We start from the raw sequence: 17806 nt of genomic DNA, 5'->3' as shown, positions 1-17806 counted from the left end.
GAATGAAAATCCCGGAGCTTCAAAATGTAGTTTTTCAAGGTACAAAAAGCGACTAAAAGAAGCTTTCTTGCACCTTAGAAAAACAAGTTTTGTAGTGAGGAATTGTAATGTACAGCCGGATTAGCTCCTGATTGCCAAATTCCTGAGATGATTAATATCTGTAAACAAATGCGTTGATATTCATTCCCGCTCCAACGGATGCAAAGATAAGAACGTCGCCTTTTTCGATGGACTGGTTTTCTATTTCTCCGCGAATTAACAAGTCAAAAAGAGTAGGAACGGTTGCTACGCTGCTGTTTCCAAGTTCATGAATGCTCATAGGCATGATGTCTTTTGGTACTGGTCTGTCATGTAATTTGTAAAAACGTTGGATTATCGCTTCGTCCATTTTTTCATTGGCTTGATGGATAAGGATTTTTTTCACGTCGTCAATGGCTATTCCGCTCTGGTCCAAACAACTTTTCATTGCAGCTGGAACTTGGCTTAAAGCAAATTCATAAATCTTGCGACCATACATTTTTATGTAACGAATGTCTGGATCTAAATCAGGATTGTATGATTTTCCAAAGAACAAATAATTAGCTTCGTCATTCGCATAAGTCGCGCTTTCATAAGCCAACATTCCTGTTTCATCATCAGAAGCTTCAATGATAGAAGCACCTGCGCCATCAGAATAAATCATCGAATCCCTGTCATGTGCGTCGACTACTCTCGAAAGGGTTTCAGCGCCTATTACCAGACAGCGTTTTGCCATACCTGATTTGATGAAAGCATTGGCCTGCATAACGCCTTCTATCCAACCTGGACATCCAAAAAGGATATCATAGGCAACACATTTTGGGTTCCTTATTTGTAGTTTGTGTTTCACACGGGTGGCCAGACTTGGAATCATATCTGACTGCGTTGTGCCGTATTTTACATCTCCAAAATTGTGTGCGAAGATGATATAATCGATAGTTTCCGGGTCAATACCAGCATTTTCAATTGCTTTTTGAGAAGCAAAAAAAGCTAAATCAGACGAGGTGTGCTGATCTTCGGCATAGCGTCTGTGTTCGATTCCCGTTATTCCTTTAAATTTATTTATGACAACTTCGTTAGGATAACCAAAGGCGGTTCCATCTTCGTTTAAAAAAACATGTTCGCCAAAGTCTGTATTGCTTACTTTTTTCTCAGGAATATAACTTCCTATTCCAGTTATTTTTATTTTCATCGGGTTATTTTTCCAAAAATTCAGGCTAATTTAATGATTAAAAAGTTATTACACTCACAATATTTATTATGCATGCATATAATTATGAAATAATAATTTATTGGCAAAAATATTGATTATTTTTTTACAAACTGCAAAAATCGATGCGATATTTCTTTGCTAATTGTTGCAATTGGTAAAATGAATGTTTTAAGAATTTGCATTGTACTATTTTCTGAATTTTGTATGAATTTATAGTTGTAAAAAAAATGTCCCGATTTCTCGAGACATTTTATTGAATTAATTTAAAATTAGTTTTCCATATACGCTTCAATTGGCGCACAAGAACAAACTAAATTTCTATCGCCATAAGCATCGTCAGCACGACGAACAGTTGGCCAGAATTTATTTTCAGCAATATAATCTAATGGGAAAGCTGCTTGTTCACGACTGTAAGGGAAGTCCCAAATATCATTAGTTAGCATGGCCAATGTATGTGGTGAATTTTTCAAAACATTGTTTTTGTCGTCAATAGTAGAAGCTTCAATTTCTTTTCTGATTGAAATCATCGCGTCACAAAAACGATCTAATTCTTCTAAGTTTTCACTCTCCGTTGGTTCAATCATTAAAGTTCCGGCAACTGGGAAAGAAACAGTCGGCGCGTGGAAACCATAATCCATCAAGCGTTTTGCAATATCAGTCACTTCAATTCCTTTTTGTTTGAAAGGACGGCATTCCAAAATCATTTCGTGAGCTGCACGACCCATTTCTCCAGAATATAACGTATCGTAATGACCGTTTAATTTCTCTTTAATGTAGTTTGCATTTAAAATTGCATATTGAGTGGATTGTTTCAAACCTTCAGCGCCCAACATTGAAATGTAACCGTAAGAAATCAAACAAACTAAAGCGGAACCCCAAGGAGCTGCAGAAATAGCTGTGATTGCATGTTCTCCTCCTGTAGGAATTACAGGGTTTGATGGTAAAAATGGCACTAATTGTGGAGCAACGCATATTGGTCCAACACCAGGTCCACCGCCGCCGTGAGGAATAGCGAACGTTTTGTGTAAGTTCAAGTGACAAACGTCAGCACCAATAGTTGCAGGATTTGTTAATCCTACTTGGGCATTCATATTGGCGCCATCCATATATACTTGTCCACCGTTATCGTGTATTAATTGTGTTATTTCTTTAATAGCACTTTCAAAAACACCGTGAGTTGACGGGTATGTTACCATCAAACAAGAAAGATTAGCTGCGTGTAAAATTGCTTTTTCACGTAAATCTTCTACGTCAATATTTCCGTTTTCCAATGTTTTGGTAACAATAACTTTCATTCCTGCCATAGCCGCTGAAGCCGGATTTGTTCCGTGAGCGGATGATGGGATTAAAGCAATATTTCTATGGTGATCTCCTCTTGATTGATGATACGCACGAATTACCATTAATCCGGCATATTCGCCTTGGGCACCTGAATTAGGTTGTAGCGTTGTTCCTGCAAAACCAGTAATAACATTTAATTGTTGCTCTAATTTAGCCAACATTTCCTGGTATCCTTGCGCTTGGTCTAATGGTGCAAATGGGTGAATATTATTCCATTGTGGCATGCTTAAAGGCAACATTTCAGAAGCAGCATTCAGTTTCATGGTACAAGAACCCAATGAAATCATGGAATGATTCAAAGCTAAATCTTTTCGTTCCAACATTTTGATGTAACGCATCAAAGCGGTTTCCGAATGGTATTTATTGAAAACATCATGTTGTAAAAAAGTTGATGTTCTGTTTACGCTTTCTGGAAAATGATTGGTTTCTGATAAACTTTCAATTGTCGTTGCCTGAGTCTCTTTTGCGGAAGCGAAAACAGCAATAATTTTATTTAGATCGGCAATACTTGTCGTTTCATTCAAAGAAATAGAAACGGTATTTTCGTCGATATAGTAGAAGTTGATTTCGTTTTGTTCTGCAATTGCTTTCACTTTTTTGGCGTCAGCCTTAACAACAATAGTGTCAAAGAAAGCAGTATTGGTTTGTTGTAAACCTAATTTTTCTAATGCGTTTGCCAATGTAGCTGCGGAAGCATGTACTTTATTAGCGATATATTGCAGACCTTTTGGTCCGTGATAAACCGCATACATACCTGCCATAACGGATAATAAAACTTGTGCAGTACATATATTTGAAGTGGCTTTGTCACGTTTAATGTGTTGCTCACGCGTTTGTAACGCCATACGCAACGCACGATTACCATTAGTATCTACAGTTACACCGATGATTCTTCCCGGCATGCTTCTTTTGTATTCGTCTTTTGTAGCAAAATAAGCAGCATGTGGGCCACCATAACCTAACGGAATTCCGAAACGTTGTGTCGTTCCAAGGACAACTGCAGCACCCATTTCTCCCGGAGAAGTCAATTTTGCCAAACTCAAAATATCAGCAGCTACAGCCACTTTTATTTCGTTTGTGGCAGCTTTAGCGATAAAATCTGCATAATCATGAACTTGTCCAAATTTCCCGGGATATTGAAGTATAGCTCCAAAATATTCCGTTGAAAAGTCGAAATCTTCATGATTTCCAATCACTAATTCAACACCAACTGGCGTAGAACGCGTTTGTAAAACCGATAAAGTTTGAGGTAATATTTCTTCGGAAACGAAGAATTTACAAATATTATTTTTCTTTTGGTCACGAGAACGAACATCAAAAAGTAATGCCATTGCTTCTGCAGCAGCAGTTCCTTCGTCCAATAAAGAAGCGTTTGCGATTTCCATTCCGGTTAATTCGATAACCATAGTTTGGAAATTCAAAATTGCTTCTAAGCGGCCTTGAGCAATCTCAGCTTGATAAGGCGTATAAGCAGTATACCATCCCGGGTTTTCAAAAACATTTCTTTGGATAACTGCAGGAATAATGGCTGCATTGTAACCCAAACCAATATAAGATTGAAAAACTTTATTTTTATTCCCTAATTTTTGAATGTGATTTGCAAATTCATATTCGGTCATTGCCGGATCTAAATCTAAATCAGCTTTTAGACGAATATCACTAGGAATTGTCTCGAAAATCAATTGGTCAAGCGTTTCCGCTCCAATAGTTTTCAACATATGTTGTAGGTCGTTTTCTCTTGGACCAATGTGTCTTAAAGCAAAAGCATCTGTTTTCATATAAAAATGTAGGTGTTGTTTTTTTAGTGGTGCAAAATTAAGTATTATTAATAATCTAAAAGGTATTTTGGGTCTCCTTTTTTATTGATTTTTCAACTAAATGATGTATTTGTTCACAATTGATTAATTTTGTCTAATGAAGATTTTTAAACAACTATTCAATTTTTATATCAATAGCAGTATTCACGTGGGATTGTCGTGTTATGCCTTAGTGCGAATGACGCAACACATGTTCCAGATTTCTTCGGATGAACCAATAGCTAATTTTGTTTTTTTTGGAACAATTGTAGGATATAATTTCGTAAAATATGATGCTTTGGCTAGAGCCAAAAAATTAAAGATGCGCAAGGAGTTGAAAATCATCGCCGTATTTAGTTTTTTAGCGCTTCTTTTGGTTGGTTTTTATTTTTTTCAGTTGCAACGGATTACCCAAATCGTAGCAATCGCTTTTTTGAGTATCACTTTATTGTACACGCTTCCTTTTTTTCCAAATAAAAAAAATGCCAGAAACTGGGCTGGCGTAAAAATCTATATTGTGGCGTTGTGTTGGGTGGGAGTGACTTTGGCTTTGCCTATTTTGAATGCCGATGTTTCGATAACACTTGATTTCTATCTGAAATGCATACAGCGATTTATCCTGATTTTTGTATTGGTGCTTATTTTTGAAATTATTGATTTGGCAAATGATGATCCACATTTGCAAACCGTACCGCAACAAATAGGGGTAAAGCGAACGAAAATGTTGGGATTGTTACTTCTAATTCCATTTTATTTTCTGGAATTGCTAAAAAGTAATTTTGATGCAAATCAATTAATTGTCAACTTGATAATAGTGATTCTGATTGCTGCGTTTCTGCTTTTTGCCAATGAAAAACGCTCGAAATATTATACTTCTTTTTGGGTGGAAAGCGTACCAATTGTTTGGTGGATTTTGTTTTTAATTCTTTAAAAAACACTAATATTGGTGAATACGTTCACCAAAAACAATGTAAATTTGGTGAATATGTTCACCAAAAATAGTATTAATTTGGTGAATACGATATAATTGTACTATATTTGGTTAAAATTTACGGTTATGATTAGTAGAGATTTAACGTCTATAATAGAGAAGAATTTAGGGAAGGGAAAAATTATTGTATTAATTGGTCCGCGACAAGTAGGTAAAACTACATTGATTAACTCTTTATTAAAGGATATTCCGTTTTTATTTCTTGATGGTGATGATGCGGTTGTGGCTGATACTTTAGCTAATGCAAATACCGAAACCTTAAAAAATATTATTGGAAATTATAAATATGTTTTTATTGATGAGGTGCAGCGTATTCCTACTATTGGTTTGAAACTAAAGATTATCGTTGATCAAATCAAAGATGTGCAAGTAATTGTTAGCGGTTCATCGGCTTTTGACATTAATCATGTTACACAAGAACCATTAACGGGACGCAAATTTGAATACCGTTTGTATCCCATTTCGTGGAATGAATTTGAAGCGAATGTAGGTTACATAAAAGCGCAACAACAATTGGAATTGCGATTGTTATACGGAATGTATCCGGATGTGATCAATAACTTTGGTAATGAATATGAAATTTTAAAAAACCTTGTTTCCAGCTACTTATATAAAGACGTTTTGAGTTTAGCGGGCATCAGGAAATCGGAAGTTTTAGAAAAGATTTTACAAGCATTAGCTTTTCAGGTTGGTAGTGAGGTAAGTTATAATGAAATAGCACAATTAGTTGGTGTAGATAAAAATACGGTTAATAATTATATAGATTTGTTGGAGAAAGCTTTTGTGATTTTTAGATTAAATAGTTTTAGTAAAAATTTGAGAAATGAAATAAAGGCTAACAGAAAAATCTATTTCTACGACAATGGTGTTCGGAATATGTTGATTGGAAATTTCAATTCATTAGACTTTAGGCAGGATAAAGGGGCATTGTGGGAAAATTTTTTAGTTTCAGAGCGATTTAAACAGCTGTCCTATTCTCAAAGTTTGTCTAAACCTTACTTTTGGAGAACTACACAACAACAGGAAATAGATTACATTGAAACTAATGCTGATACAGTCAGTGCTTTTGAATTCAAATGGGCTTCCGCTAAAAAAGCGAAGTTGCCTAAATCATTTAAAGAAGCGTATCAACCTAGTTTTTTGGTAGTAAGCAAGGAAAATTTTAGGGAGTTTTTAAAGTAGTTCGAAAGATATACTTCTTTTTGGGTGGAAAGCGTGCCAATTGTTTGGTGGTCGTTATTGATTTTATTTTAATAAAAAAACCGAAGCTTTTAAACTTCGGTCCTAAAATATTATATAGTTAATTTTTATTCAAAAAAATTACACCAATCCCGCTCTTCTTAACAACGCTTCTGGTTTTGGTTCTTGTCCTCTAAAGCGTTTGTACAAAATCATCGGATGTTCCGTTCCGCCTTTAGAAAGCACATTTTCCTTGAATTTGGTTGCTACTTCTTTATTGAAAATCCCTTTTTCTTGGAAATATTCGAAAGCATCAGCATCCAGAACTTCGGCCCATTTGTAGCTGTAATATCCAGAAGAATAACCGCCTTGAAAAATATGGGAAAAAGAAGTGCTCATCGCATTTTCTTTTACATCAGGATACAATTGTGTGGCTGTAAATTGTTCGGTTTCAAAAGCTTTAATGTCCTTGATATTGGATGGATCTTGTGCGTGCCATCCCATGTCTAAAAACCCAAAACTCAATTGGCGCATCGTTGCTATTCCTTCTTGAAAACTCGCGCTTTCTTTAATTTTATGGACTAATTCCATCGGAATCATTTCGCCAGTTTGATAATGGTATGCGAACAAAGCCAATGCTTCCGGTTCGTAACACCAGTTTTCGAGAATCTGACTTGGTAATTCTACAAAATCCCAATAAACACTTGTTCCGGATAAACTTGGATAAGTGGTGTTGGCCAACATGCCATGTAACGCATGGCCAAATTCATGAAACAAAGTCGTTACTTCGTTAAAAGTTAATAATGATGGTTTTGTTTCTGTAGGTTTCGTGAAATTACACACAATGGAAATGTGTGGTCTTTCGTTGATTCCTTTTTTTATGTATTGCGATTTAAAAGACGTCATCCAGGCTCCGTTGCGTTTGCCTTTTCTTGGAAAGAAATCAGCATAAAATACGGCAACTAATTGGTCTTCTTCGTCTTTTACTTCGTATGTTTTTACTTCCTCATTATATTTATCCACTTCGAAAATTTCTTCGAAAGTGATTCCATATAATTTTTGTGCTACTGCAAAAGCACCGTCTAAGACTTTTTCTAATTGGAAATACGGTTTTAATATTTCATCATCCAAATTGAATAACTGCTGCTTCAATTTCTCCGAATAATAAGCGCCATCCCACTTTTCCAGTTGTTCAATACCGTCTAGCTCTTTTGCGAAAGCAGTTAACTGTGCAAATTCTTTCAAAGCTGCAGGTTTTGCTTTTTCCAATAAGTCATTCGAAAATGTTTTTACTTTCTCCGGACTTTCTGCCATTCTTTCTTCAAGTACAAAATGAGCGTGCGAGGCGTATCCTAAAACTTGTGCTCTGTCAAAACGCAATTTGGCAATTTTAAGCACAATTTCTTGATTGTCAAATTCGTTGTTTTGGAAACCTTTGGCACCAAAAGCGATTGCCATTTTTTTGCGCAATTCGCGATTGTCAGCATAGGTTACAAACGGAACATAACTTGGATAATCCAACGTGAAAATCCATCCTTCTTTTTCTTGGCTTTTAGCCAAAGAACGAGCAGCTTCTATAGTTCCTTCCGGCAAACCAGCTAAATCTGCTTCATTGGTAATGTGCAATTCATAGGCTTGGGTTTCGGCTAAAACATTTTCGCCAAACTGCAAACTCAATTTCGATAATTCTTTGTCGATTTCTCGCAAAAGATTCTTTTTGTCTTCCGGCAAATTGGCTCCGTTTCTGGAGAAGCTTTTGTATTTTTTGTCTAAAAGCGTAGTTTGTTCCGGATTTAGATTAAGCTTATCTCTTTGCTCGTAAACTGTTCTTACTCGGGCGAATAAATCAGGGTTAAGGCGAACATCATTTTCAAATTCAGACAATAAAGGGGAAACTTCCTGAGCAATTTTTTGAATTTCATCATTCGTTTCTGCTGAATTTAAGTTGAAAAAGATACTTGAAATTCGATCCAAAACATCTCCGCTGAATGCTAATGCCTCAATGGTGTTTTCGAAAGTTGGTTTTATAGGATTTCTTACTATAGCATCGATTTCGGCTTTTGCTAATTCGATTCCTTTTTGAAAAGCAGGAAGAAAATCTTCGTTCTTTATTTTCGAAAAAGGGGCAGTGTTATATTTTGTATTGAAATGGTGTGTTAGGATGCTCATTTGTATTTTTTTTGATAAAAATAATTCGATGTTTAAAGATAACAAAGGTAGGTGTTTATTGAAAAAAATGAGGTTGCTAAAGGAATTGATTTATCCTAAAATGCTAGAATGGATTGTGTTATTTAAATGTTATTTATTTCGTTTGACAGTAATAAAGCCTTAAATTGTAAAAAAAAAGATTGGTTTTTGAAGAAACGAATCAAAAAAATAAATAAAATATGAACTATCAAATTATAATAAAAAGCGTCAATACTGTAGATCAAATCGAGGAATATTGGACCAATGAAGATTATATCAAACTGCTTGAAAAATTCGATTATCCGGATGCTTCTGATGCTGATACAGCCAGTTTAAGAGAATTGTTATTTATGGCAATTTCTGATTTTGAACCTAAAGATGCTGCCGTAATTGTATTGGAATACAAATTATCAGAAGATTTAAATGAAGGTCAAATTCAGCAAATTTCAAACGATATGTTTTTAGACAAAGTCTGTGAAGAATATCCTGAAATAGGTTTGCATTCGACTTTGTTTCATGTGAACCAATTACTTTTTAAAGCATATAACGGTAAATTCCCTAATGCAAAAGCCACAATTCTTGAGTGCAGTATGACGACATCAGAAGGAGCAAACGAATTAACGAAAGAAAATGTTTTAAAATTGTTAAGCAACGGTTTGTCTGATAGTACTCTTATCAAAAGATTGTTTGATCATGCGATGAATGAAAATGCACCTTTTCCGGAAGCCGAAGATATTTTGTGGGATTTGACAACTTCGGATAACGTAAATTATACTTTAACTACTTCAGAATATTGGTTGAACAAAGAAGATATCATTGCTTCGGAATTTGAAGGAGTTCTGGAAGAATCAGTAAGTGTAGAATAAATGATTCCCGATTTGAAATAAAGAAAGCTCCGTAATGGAGCTTTCTTTATTATTTATGTAGCGTTTCAGAAGCTATATCTACCGCTTCTTTCAATCCGGTCTTATATAGTATTATTCGGTCAAGGACACTTTTGTTGTGACTTCCTATGATTTGAGCGGCAAGAATTCCAGCATTTTTTGCTCCATTTAGTGCAACAGTTGCTACAGGAACACCACCCGGCATTTGAAGAATAGACAAAATACTATCCCAACCATCGATAGAATTACTGGATTTCACAGGAACGCCAATTACTGGAAGCGGTGACATCGAAGCGACCATTCCGGGTAAATGTGCAGCACCACCAGCACCGGCAATAATTACCGTAATCCCACGATGATGTGCATTTTTACTAAAATCAAATAATTTTTCTGGTGTTCTGTGAGCGGAAACAATGTCAACTTCTGTTTCTATATCAAATGCTTTTAGGATGTCTATTGCTTCTTGCATTACGGGCATGTCAGAAATACTTCCCATTATAACGGCTACTTTCATTTTATTTATTATTTAAAGATTGAAAAATTTAAAGATTGAAAAATTACCCAGAACTAAATTAGACCTGTCGTAATTTTTAAATCATTAAATCTTTTAATTATTCAATTTAGTACTAATTACCCGAATCGTATTTTTTACTTTTTCAGCAATTTTTCTGGCTTCATCAATATTTTTATTTACAATAGTAACATGTCCCATTTTTCTAAAGGGGCGTGTTTCTTTCTTGCCATAAATGTGAGGTGTAACTCCTTCCCAACTTAATATTTTTTCAATATTTTCGTAAACTACATCTCCAGAAAAACCTTCTGCACCAGATAGATTTACCATGATACCGGCCACTTTACTAGCTGTATTTCCTAAAGGCAAATTAAGAATGGCGCGCAAATGATTTTCAAATTGCGAAGTATAACTGGCTTCAATGGAATAATGTCCAGAATTATGTGGGCGAGGAGCGACTTCGTTAACTAGGATTTCATCATCTTCAGTTTGAAACATTTCGACTGCCAAAAGTCCAACATGATTGAATTTCTCCGAAACATTTAATGCAATTTCGGTTGCTTTTTTAGCAACTGCAGCATCAATTCGAGCAGGACAAATCACGTATTCTACTTGGTTTGCTTCTGGATGAAATTCCATTTCTACCACAGGATAGGTTTTTATTTCACCCGATGGATTGCGACAAACGATAACCGCCAATTCATTTTTGAAAGGAACCATTTCTTCGGCAATACATTCCACATTGGCTAAATTGTCTAAATCTGAAATTTGTCGAATGACTTTTACCCCGTTTCCATCATAACCGAATTCAGTGCATTTCCATACAAAAGGCAGCTTCAATTTAGAATCCAGTATAGCAACTACTACACTTTTTAGATTACCAAATCGCTTGTAATTTGCGGTGGGAATCGCATGGTTGGTATAAAAATCTTTTTGAATTCCTTTATTTTGAATCAGTTTCAACGTTTTGGGAGAGGGATATACTTTTACCCCTTCTTCTTCAAGTTTTATTAAAGCTTCAAGATTAACCAACTCGATTTCAAAGGTTAATACATCAACCAGTTTTCCAAAATTGTAAACGGTTTCAAAATTCATTAAATCCCCTTTGAAGAATTTATCACAAGCTATTTTACATGGTGCTTCATCACTTGGATCAAGAACATAAGTTTGTATGTCGAATTTTCGAGTGTCAAACAACAGCATTTTGCCGAGTTGTCCGCCACCGAGAATTCCCAGTTTAAAATCAGAAGAAAAATAATTCATTAGGTTGTTGTTTATGCAAAGATAATTGATAATTAACAAATGTCAATTTATTGTTTGTTGATTTGATTAGTGATTTTTTTTAAATTTGAAAGTAATAATGACATATTCGATGAGAATTTTATGTACTAACGGATAAACAAGTATCTTTACCTCCTTATAGGTTATTAATTTTGATTTGGTTTAGCAGGCTAATTTTGGCTATTTATTGTGTAAAATAAGTCGTTTATTACATGTTTTATTTGTTAAAGCTAGGTTTTAAAAACAAATTTAAAAATTAGTAAATCAATTAAAAAGACACAGCAAGGAATTACTTGTTACTGCCTCAATCTTGAAAATCGAAAATAAAGTTACGTCTTAGTAGTTTATCAAATAAATTTCGATTTTAATGCGATTAACTTTTATTTTGACAAATTATTTTTTGAATTTGATTCGATTTTCTTTTAATAACTAAATCTATGACCTCAAATAATTGGACTAAACATATTCAAAAATATCTTTTCCTTCTCAAAGATGATTTTTTTGGATTACCCTATTTGTCTAATTCACCACGAGTTATGTTGGATAGTTTAATAAAATTACCGATAACAAATCATAAATCTTTGCAACAGTCAGTTTCTTCAAATAATTATTTTTGTAAAGGTATAATACGCTATCGTGAAATTGAAGACGGTTTTTGGCTACTGGAAACCGATATAACTATCAAAGAAAATATAATTGCTAAGGCTATTTATGATGAAAATCAATTAAGAGATTATTATATATTATCTTTTTCTGTATTTAAATATAAATATGCTTTTAAAAATTTAAGTGATAGCATACTTCTGAGTACTTGTTGGACTTTTTACAAACCTGGAACAGAAGTGACAACCTATTTTTATAAAGGCACAACAGGTAAGTTTTTTAATGTCGCATTTAATAAGGAATGGGCTAATAAAAATCTTTCTTCTAACAAGTTTCCTCAAAAAGAGGTTATTAAGAATTTTTTAGATACTAAAAAAGGTTTTTTTACTTGGTTAGACATCGCTCCAAAAGCACATGGTTTAGCAAAAATAATGTCAAAAAATTTAGAAACCGAAATTGAAGGAAAATTTAATACTGTAGATTTAAAAAAGCATTCTATAAAATTGATTGCTGAATTTTTTAATAATTCTTTTGAAGATAACCGCATTTTAGATAATGTTTCGTTAAGTAATTTAGATTATTATAATGTGGCCAAGGCCGAGAAAATGATTTTGCATAATTTGCATCTTCCGTTTTTAGGCATTGAAAGTATTGCATCTGAGGTAAATAGTTCGGCTACAAAATTAAAATCTAACTTCAAAACGGTTTTTGGGTTTTCTATGTTGCAGTATCACAAAGAAAAAAACATGCTTCTGGCTATGCAACTGATTCAAAATCCGGATATTCAAATTCAAAATATAGCAACTGCAACAGGTTATGAAAGTGCGAGTAAATTTACGGCAACATTCAAAGAACGTTTCGGGAAATTGCCATCAGCTTTTAGAAATAATTAAATTGTAGATGCTTTTATCGAATAAAATATGTTGCAACAGCCTATTTTGTATTTTCATTTAATCTATATTTACATAATAAATTCTTATAATAATTCCTGTTAATTAAAATTTTATACCTATCAAATATGCGTTTAGCAAAGTGGATTAAATTCATAAAAGAGAATATAAATTTTTACAGGGATGGTTTCTTTGAGTTGCCTTATTTATCTAATTCTCCTGAAATTTTAATAAAAAGTATTATCAATTCCCCCTCTTCCCGTCACGTTCGGGATGAACAAGCGGTTTACAGAAACAATCCTTTTTCTAAAGGTGTTATGCGTTATAGGGAGATTGAAGAGGGTTTCTGGATTATTGCAACAAATATTACATTTAAGAAAAATGTGATGCTAAAAGCAATTTATGACGAGGACTTTGTTAGTGATTATTACACACTTACATTTACAGTTTTTGAGAGCGAAGTGAAATTGCAAAATACATTTGCTGATAAGACCCCTTTTTCAAGCAAATATTGGGGTTTCAAAAGACCAGGGACCGAAGTTGGCGCTTATTTTTATAAAGGTTCTGTTTGTGAATTTTACCTTTACGGATTCAGTAAAAAATGGGCAGAAAAAAATTTTTCGTTTGAAACTTTGCCCGAAGACAACCAAATTAAAAGTTTTTTAAATTCAGACAAAGGCTTTATATCTTATCAGGATATTGTGCCTAATGCAGGTGAATTATCTAAAGAAATTTGGATGAATTTAAAAACGGTTAAAACAGATCAATTGAGTAAATCAATTTTAAAATCTCAAACACTTCATTTAGTTTCCACTTTTTTTAAGAATGCATTTGTCGACCTACGCATTGGTAATTACATACCTGTAAATACAACGGATTATAGGAAAATTGCCAAGGCTGAAAAATTAATTACCGATAATCTAACGGCACCTTTTCAAGGTGTAGATAATATTGCCCAACAGGTGAACTTGTCCCCTACAAAACTAAAGTTGACTTTTAAGTCTGTTCATGGGATTTCTATGTTGCAATACCATAAAGAAAAAAATTTACTTCTCGCTATGCAAATGGTTACAAATACCGATATGCAAATAAAAAATATTGCTTTTGCAACGGGTTATGAAAGCGCGAGTAAATTTACAGCCAATTTTAAAAAACGCTTTGACAAACTCCCGTCAGAAGTACGTTTTTTATAGCCATTATAAATGGATTTTGGCTATTTTAACAAATTATTTTATTTTTTTTAGGACTATTTTTCTGATTTTATTAATTTATTTCATTTTCATTTTTTTTAAATATTAAAATATAAATCACTGTTTTTGATTGATTTAGTGAATTTATAGATCGATTTTTATAGATTCAATATTTAAAAAATAACAACTGGTCTTAATAGGCTATCGATATGTCCTAATGGGCTATTTCTCCACTTTTTTTTCTTCTATTTTTGTTGCAAAATAAATTTAAATAAACTAATATGAAATTAAAATTACTCTTCATTATGAGCTTTTTTTGTGTTTTTTATAATACAATCAATGCTCAGTCAAATCAAACAGAACCAAAGTATATCCAAAATTGGACCCGACTTGAAGAGGCGAAATTTTATTTTGATGTTTCATATGCTGTGGTAAAGTGCAGCCCAACATCAAAAGCAATAGTCATTATGAACGCCTTTAACGAAGGAGGGACTTATCCAAAAGTTGGATTTAAGCTTGCTTTGAAAGATGCAGCCGGCAATGAGGCTCAGGTGGAAATTGCTCTTTTCAAAACAAAAATCGGAGATATGTTTATCGCGTCCTGCAGTTCAGAGAATCATGCCAATCTAAGGTTTGATGTGCCAGAGGGAATAGATGCTTCTACAATGAAAATTTCGATCATTTATAATACAGGATCATGAAAAAAATAATTTCAATCTTATTAATCATTGTATGCTTGGGAGTAAGCACACAATCTTATGCGCAATCGTGTACCGCACCTGTAATCAATAGTTTTTCGCCAAATACTGGGTTTATTGGAAGTATAGTTACAATTTTTGGTGCAAATTTTGATTCTAATACGATCACTAATAATGTGGTGTATTTCGGATCTACGAGAGCCACTGTTGTTAGTGCCACATTTGGAAAGCTGGAAGTTATTGTACCTGTTGGAGTCTCTACTGCTCCAATATCAGTTACAAACCAATGTTATCTTACGGCTTATTCTAGCGTTTCTTTTAATGGTATATTTTGTCCAACTCCGTTGGAAATTCAAACCTATAATAATAGAGCTTACGATTTAAGTGTTGGTTATGGAGCATATAACATGTTATCACAGGATTTAGATCTTGATGGAAAACCTGAAGTGGTTTCATCTAATGGCGGTTTATCAATTGCTATTAACAAGTCTACACCAGGTATGCTTAGCTTTATTGCTCTGAATATCGCTGTGGGAGGAGGTTCGAGTATTTATGCTGCCGACTTTGATGGTGATGGCTATAAAGATTTACTTTCTACCAACTATGTCAATCGGAACACAAGTACAATAGGTAATGTGTCGATGGCACCTGCTCAAACTATTCCAAGTGTGAGTTCTTATCAAATTGCTGCAGGTGATTTTAACAACGATGGTAAAATTGATATCATTGGCGAAAATGGATCCAATGTGACTGTTGCGTTTAATACAAGTACAGGGCCAGGTAATATTTCATTCGGGCCTGCCCAAGTTTGTGCTTATGTGGGAACAAATTGTACCGGTATTCAAGTAGCAGATATTGATGGAGATGGTAAAACGGATTTTATCGCGTCACAAGGTAATGCAAACAGAGCTGTTTCCATTAGAAATACTACTTCTGTTGGAAGTACGACCCCATCTTTTGAAGCACCTGAATACTGGGCTTCTGATTCTAATCCTGCGGATGGTTTTGGTACATTTCCTTATAGAGCTCAGATTGCTGATTTTGATAAAGATGGTAAAATAGATTTTACATCTTGTAATTTTAGCGGACAAACTAATGTTGCCTTATGGAGAAATATTTCGACTGTCGGTGATATCGTTTTCGCACCAACTGTCAACCTACCATCTCCAGAGGGTAACTACAGAATTGGAGTAGGTGATGTGGATGGTGATGGATATGCTGATGTTGTGACTAAATCTTTGCAAATGAACGTGTTCTCAGTTTACAGGAATACTACTACAGGTCCAGGAGCTCCAACTTTTGCCTCAAGAGTTGATTATACATCCAGCGCGCAAGCAGAAGTTTCGGGTATTGTTGTTGGTGATTTAGATGGTGATTTTGTGCCAGATATCGCTACTTCTGGAATAAGTTCTAATCGTATCTTGTTTCATAGAAACACAAGTTCACAGACAGACAATACACCACCAACTGCAATTGCCCAAAATGTGGTTGTAGCATTGGCTCCAGATGGAACAGTGACTGTTACTGCAGCTCAAGTGGATAACGGCTCTTCTGATGCTTGTGGAATTAATACTATAACACTTTCTAAAACTTCCTTTACATGCTTGAATATTGGTGAAAACCCAGTGATCCTTACTGTAAAAGATAATGCGGGGAATGAATCTACGGCCAATGCAATAGTAAATGTGCAACCTGCGGCAATTATTGTTTCGGGCCAAACCACTGTTTGTCAAGGTGAGATTATCCCTCTTTTAGCGAATCCAGGAGATTCTTATCAATGGTATAACAATAGCGTTGCCATTAGTGGAGCAGCCAGTCAGAATTATACAGCAACACAAACAGGTGCTTATACTGTAGAAGTTACAAATGCGGGTGGCTGTTCTGGAACTTCACTTCCTACGGTGGTAACGGTTAATGAAAACCCAACTGTTAATATACTAGAAGGAAATAATGTTTATTTATGCAGTGGTTCGGCAAACTTGACAGCTTCTCAATCATCTACCTATCGATGGATGAAAGATGGGGTAGATATAGCAAATGCTACTCAGCAAATTTATACTACCACTACAACTGGTAATTATAGTGTCAGAGTGATTGATTTGTTCGGATGTTCTGCTCAATCTTCAACAATTGTAGTTTCAAACGGAGCTCCTGAAATTGGAATAACTGAAGGCGCTACACCAATTTCAAATAGGAGTTCGAGTGATTTCGGTACTGTATTCCCGAATGCTAATAATGTTAAGACGTTTACAATAAGTAATGCTGGTGCTAATGCATTGGATGTATCGCAAATTTTAATAAGTGGAGATGATAATCAGTACTTTAGTATATTTGGTGCGCCAACATCGATAGCAGCAAATTCCTCAGCAAATTTTGATTTAATTTTTAATGCTCTAAATATTACTAGTTATAACGCTGCTGTAACTGTAATCAGTAATGATTGTGATAATGCCAGAATTACTTTTAGTGTAACGGCTGAGATTACCTGCGTTGCTGCTGCTTTGACTGTACCTTCTAACATGGTTATAAATACTGATAGCAATAATTGCTCTGCAACTGCAGTTTATATTGCTAATGTTACGGGTGCTCCTGCACCAAACGTGACTTATTCGTTTTCTGGTGCGACTACTGGAAATGGACAAGGAACAGGTTCTGGGAGTATATTGAACTTAGGTGTAACTACAGTTACAATTAGTGCTAGCAATCCATGTGAAAATGCTGCACAATCATTCACTGTTACTGTCACAGATAATCAAATCCCAGTAATTACTTCTAACGGTGATAAAAATGTGAATGTTGATTTAAATGTTTGCGGAGCAACTGTAGCTGTTTCGGCATCTACCACAGATAATTGTACTGTAGGCGCAGCAAAAGGCGTTCGAAGCGATGCATTGGCATTGAGTGCTGTTTATCCGGTGGGAACCACAACGATTAAATGGAATGTATCAGATGCTAACAGTAATGCAGCAGTTGAAGTTGTCCAAACCGTTATCGTAAGGGATAATCAACTTCCTGTGATTACTT

Annotated in this window: 12 protein-coding genes; 7 read left to right on the top strand and 5 right to left on the bottom strand. The window is 34.7% G+C overall.

The features are described from left to right. Window positions 1-151 precede the first annotated feature (151 nt). Together ACM55K_RS15005 and gcvP are read right to left on the bottom strand one after the other, a co-directional pair. Window positions 152-1210 carry a 3-oxoacyl-ACP synthase III family protein gene (locus ACM55K_RS15005; protein ID WP_416851082.1) on the bottom strand — a complete coding sequence of 353 codons (1059 nt, stop codon included), beginning with the start codon at window positions 1208-1210 and terminating at the stop codon, window positions 152-154. Window positions 1211-1500: 290 nt separating this feature from the next. Continuing rightward, complete coding sequence (gcvP, locus tag ACM55K_RS15000; protein ID WP_416851081.1) at window positions 1501-4350, bottom strand: aminomethyl-transferring glycine dehydrogenase; 2850 nt, start codon at window positions 4348-4350, stop codon at window positions 1501-1503. A gap of 136 nt (window positions 4351-4486) precedes the next feature. Here gcvP and ACM55K_RS14995 point away from each other — a divergent pair, with 136 nt between their 5' ends. Next, the gene (locus tag ACM55K_RS14995; protein WP_416851080.1) at window positions 4487-5299 is read left to right on the top strand and encodes a UbiA prenyltransferase family protein; all 813 of its coding nucleotides are present in this window, start codon (window positions 4487-4489) and stop codon (window positions 5297-5299) included. A 126-nt stretch (window positions 5300-5425) separates the two neighbouring features. Beyond that, a complete protein-coding gene (locus ACM55K_RS14990; RefSeq protein WP_416851079.1) occupies window positions 5426-6541 on the top strand; it encodes an ATP-binding protein in 1116 nt (371 codons plus the stop codon). A gap of 138 nt (window positions 6542-6679) precedes the next feature. Here ACM55K_RS14990 and ACM55K_RS14985 read toward each other — a convergent pair whose 3' ends face one another. After that, window positions 6680-8707: a M3 family metallopeptidase gene (locus ACM55K_RS14985; protein ID WP_416851078.1), complete on the bottom strand. Its 2028-nt coding sequence runs from the start codon at window positions 8705-8707 to the stop codon at window positions 6680-6682. Window positions 8708-8925: 218 nt separating this feature from the next. On the opposite strand from ACM55K_RS14985, the gene ACM55K_RS14980 reads away from it, so the two are divergent. Then, window positions 8926-9591 (top strand): hypothetical protein, encoded by a 666-nt coding sequence (locus ACM55K_RS14980; RefSeq protein ID WP_416851077.1) that lies wholly within the window; start codon window positions 8926-8928, stop codon window positions 9589-9591. A 49-nt stretch (window positions 9592-9640) separates the two neighbouring features. Here the strand turns inward: ACM55K_RS14980 and purE are convergent, their stop codons facing one another. Both purE and ACM55K_RS14970 read right to left on the bottom strand, forming a co-directional pair. Next, window positions 9641-10123, bottom strand: coding sequence for a 5-(carboxyamino)imidazole ribonucleotide mutase (gene purE, locus ACM55K_RS14975; RefSeq protein ID WP_416851076.1), 483 nt, complete (start codon window positions 10121-10123; stop codon window positions 9641-9643). A gap of 93 nt (window positions 10124-10216) precedes the next feature. Beyond that, on the bottom strand, window positions 10217-11383 hold the full coding sequence (locus tag ACM55K_RS14970; protein ID WP_416851075.1) for a 5-(carboxyamino)imidazole ribonucleotide synthase: 1167 nt from the start codon (window positions 11381-11383) through the stop codon (window positions 10217-10219). A 455-nt stretch (window positions 11384-11838) separates the two neighbouring features. Between ACM55K_RS14970 and ACM55K_RS14965 the strand changes: the two genes are divergently transcribed. The 4 genes from ACM55K_RS14965 to ACM55K_RS14950 form a co-directional block, all read left to right on the top strand. Further along, window positions 11839-12897 (top strand): helix-turn-helix domain-containing protein, encoded by a 1059-nt coding sequence (locus ACM55K_RS14965; protein WP_416851074.1) that lies wholly within the window; start codon window positions 11839-11841, stop codon window positions 12895-12897. 125 nt (window positions 12898-13022) lie between these two features. Continuing rightward, window positions 13023-14087, top strand: a complete 1065-nt coding sequence (locus ACM55K_RS14960; protein WP_416851073.1) for a helix-turn-helix domain-containing protein — start codon at window positions 13023-13025, stop codon at window positions 14085-14087. A gap of 278 nt (window positions 14088-14365) precedes the next feature. Then, the gene (locus ACM55K_RS14955; RefSeq protein ID WP_416851072.1) at window positions 14366-14785 is read left to right on the top strand and encodes a hypothetical protein; all 420 of its coding nucleotides are present in this window, start codon (window positions 14366-14368) and stop codon (window positions 14783-14785) included. Continuing rightward, window positions 14782-17806: FG-GAP-like repeat-containing protein (locus ACM55K_RS14950; RefSeq protein WP_416851071.1), on the top strand; the 3025-nt coding region annotated here is incomplete at its 3' end. The genes ACM55K_RS14955 and ACM55K_RS14950, both read left to right, overlap by 4 nt.

Source organism: Flavobacterium arabinosi, from assembly GCF_048158725.1.
Taxonomy (GTDB): Bacteria; Bacteroidota; Bacteroidia; order Flavobacteriales; family Flavobacteriaceae; genus Flavobacterium; species Flavobacterium arabinosi.
This window is presented reverse-complemented; position numbering and strand designations above follow the sequence as displayed.

Bases quoted from the DNA above. Each gene is read 5' to 3' on its own strand.
- ACM55K_RS15005 (WP_416851082.1), bottom strand. From the start codon at position 1,210: ATGAAAATAAAAATAACTGGAATAGGAAGTTATATTCCTGAGAAAAAA.
- gcvP (WP_416851081.1), bottom strand. From the start codon at position 4,350: ATGAAAACAGATGCTTTTGCTTTAAGACACATTGGTCCAAGAGAAAAC.
- ACM55K_RS14995 (WP_416851080.1), top strand. From the start codon at position 4,487: ATGAAGATTTTTAAACAACTATTCAATTTTTATATCAATAGCAGTATT.
- ACM55K_RS14990 (WP_416851079.1), top strand. From the start codon at position 5,426: ATGATTAGTAGAGATTTAACGTCTATAATAGAGAAGAATTTAGGGAAG.
- ACM55K_RS14985 (WP_416851078.1), bottom strand. From the start codon at position 8,707: ATGAGCATCCTAACACACCATTTCAATACAAAATATAACACTGCCCCT.
- ACM55K_RS14980 (WP_416851077.1), top strand. From the start codon at position 8,926: ATGAACTATCAAATTATAATAAAAAGCGTCAATACTGTAGATCAAATC.
- purE (WP_416851076.1), bottom strand. From the start codon at position 10,123: ATGAAAGTAGCCGTTATAATGGGAAGTATTTCTGACATGCCCGTAATG.
- ACM55K_RS14970 (WP_416851075.1), bottom strand. From the start codon at position 11,383: ATGAATTATTTTTCTTCTGATTTTAAACTGGGAATTCTCGGTGGCGGA.
- ACM55K_RS14965 (WP_416851074.1), top strand. From the start codon at position 11,839: ATGACCTCAAATAATTGGACTAAACATATTCAAAAATATCTTTTCCTT.
- ACM55K_RS14960 (WP_416851073.1), top strand. From the start codon at position 13,023: ATGCGTTTAGCAAAGTGGATTAAATTCATAAAAGAGAATATAAATTTT.
- ACM55K_RS14955 (WP_416851072.1), top strand. From the start codon at position 14,366: ATGAAATTAAAATTACTCTTCATTATGAGCTTTTTTTGTGTTTTTTAT.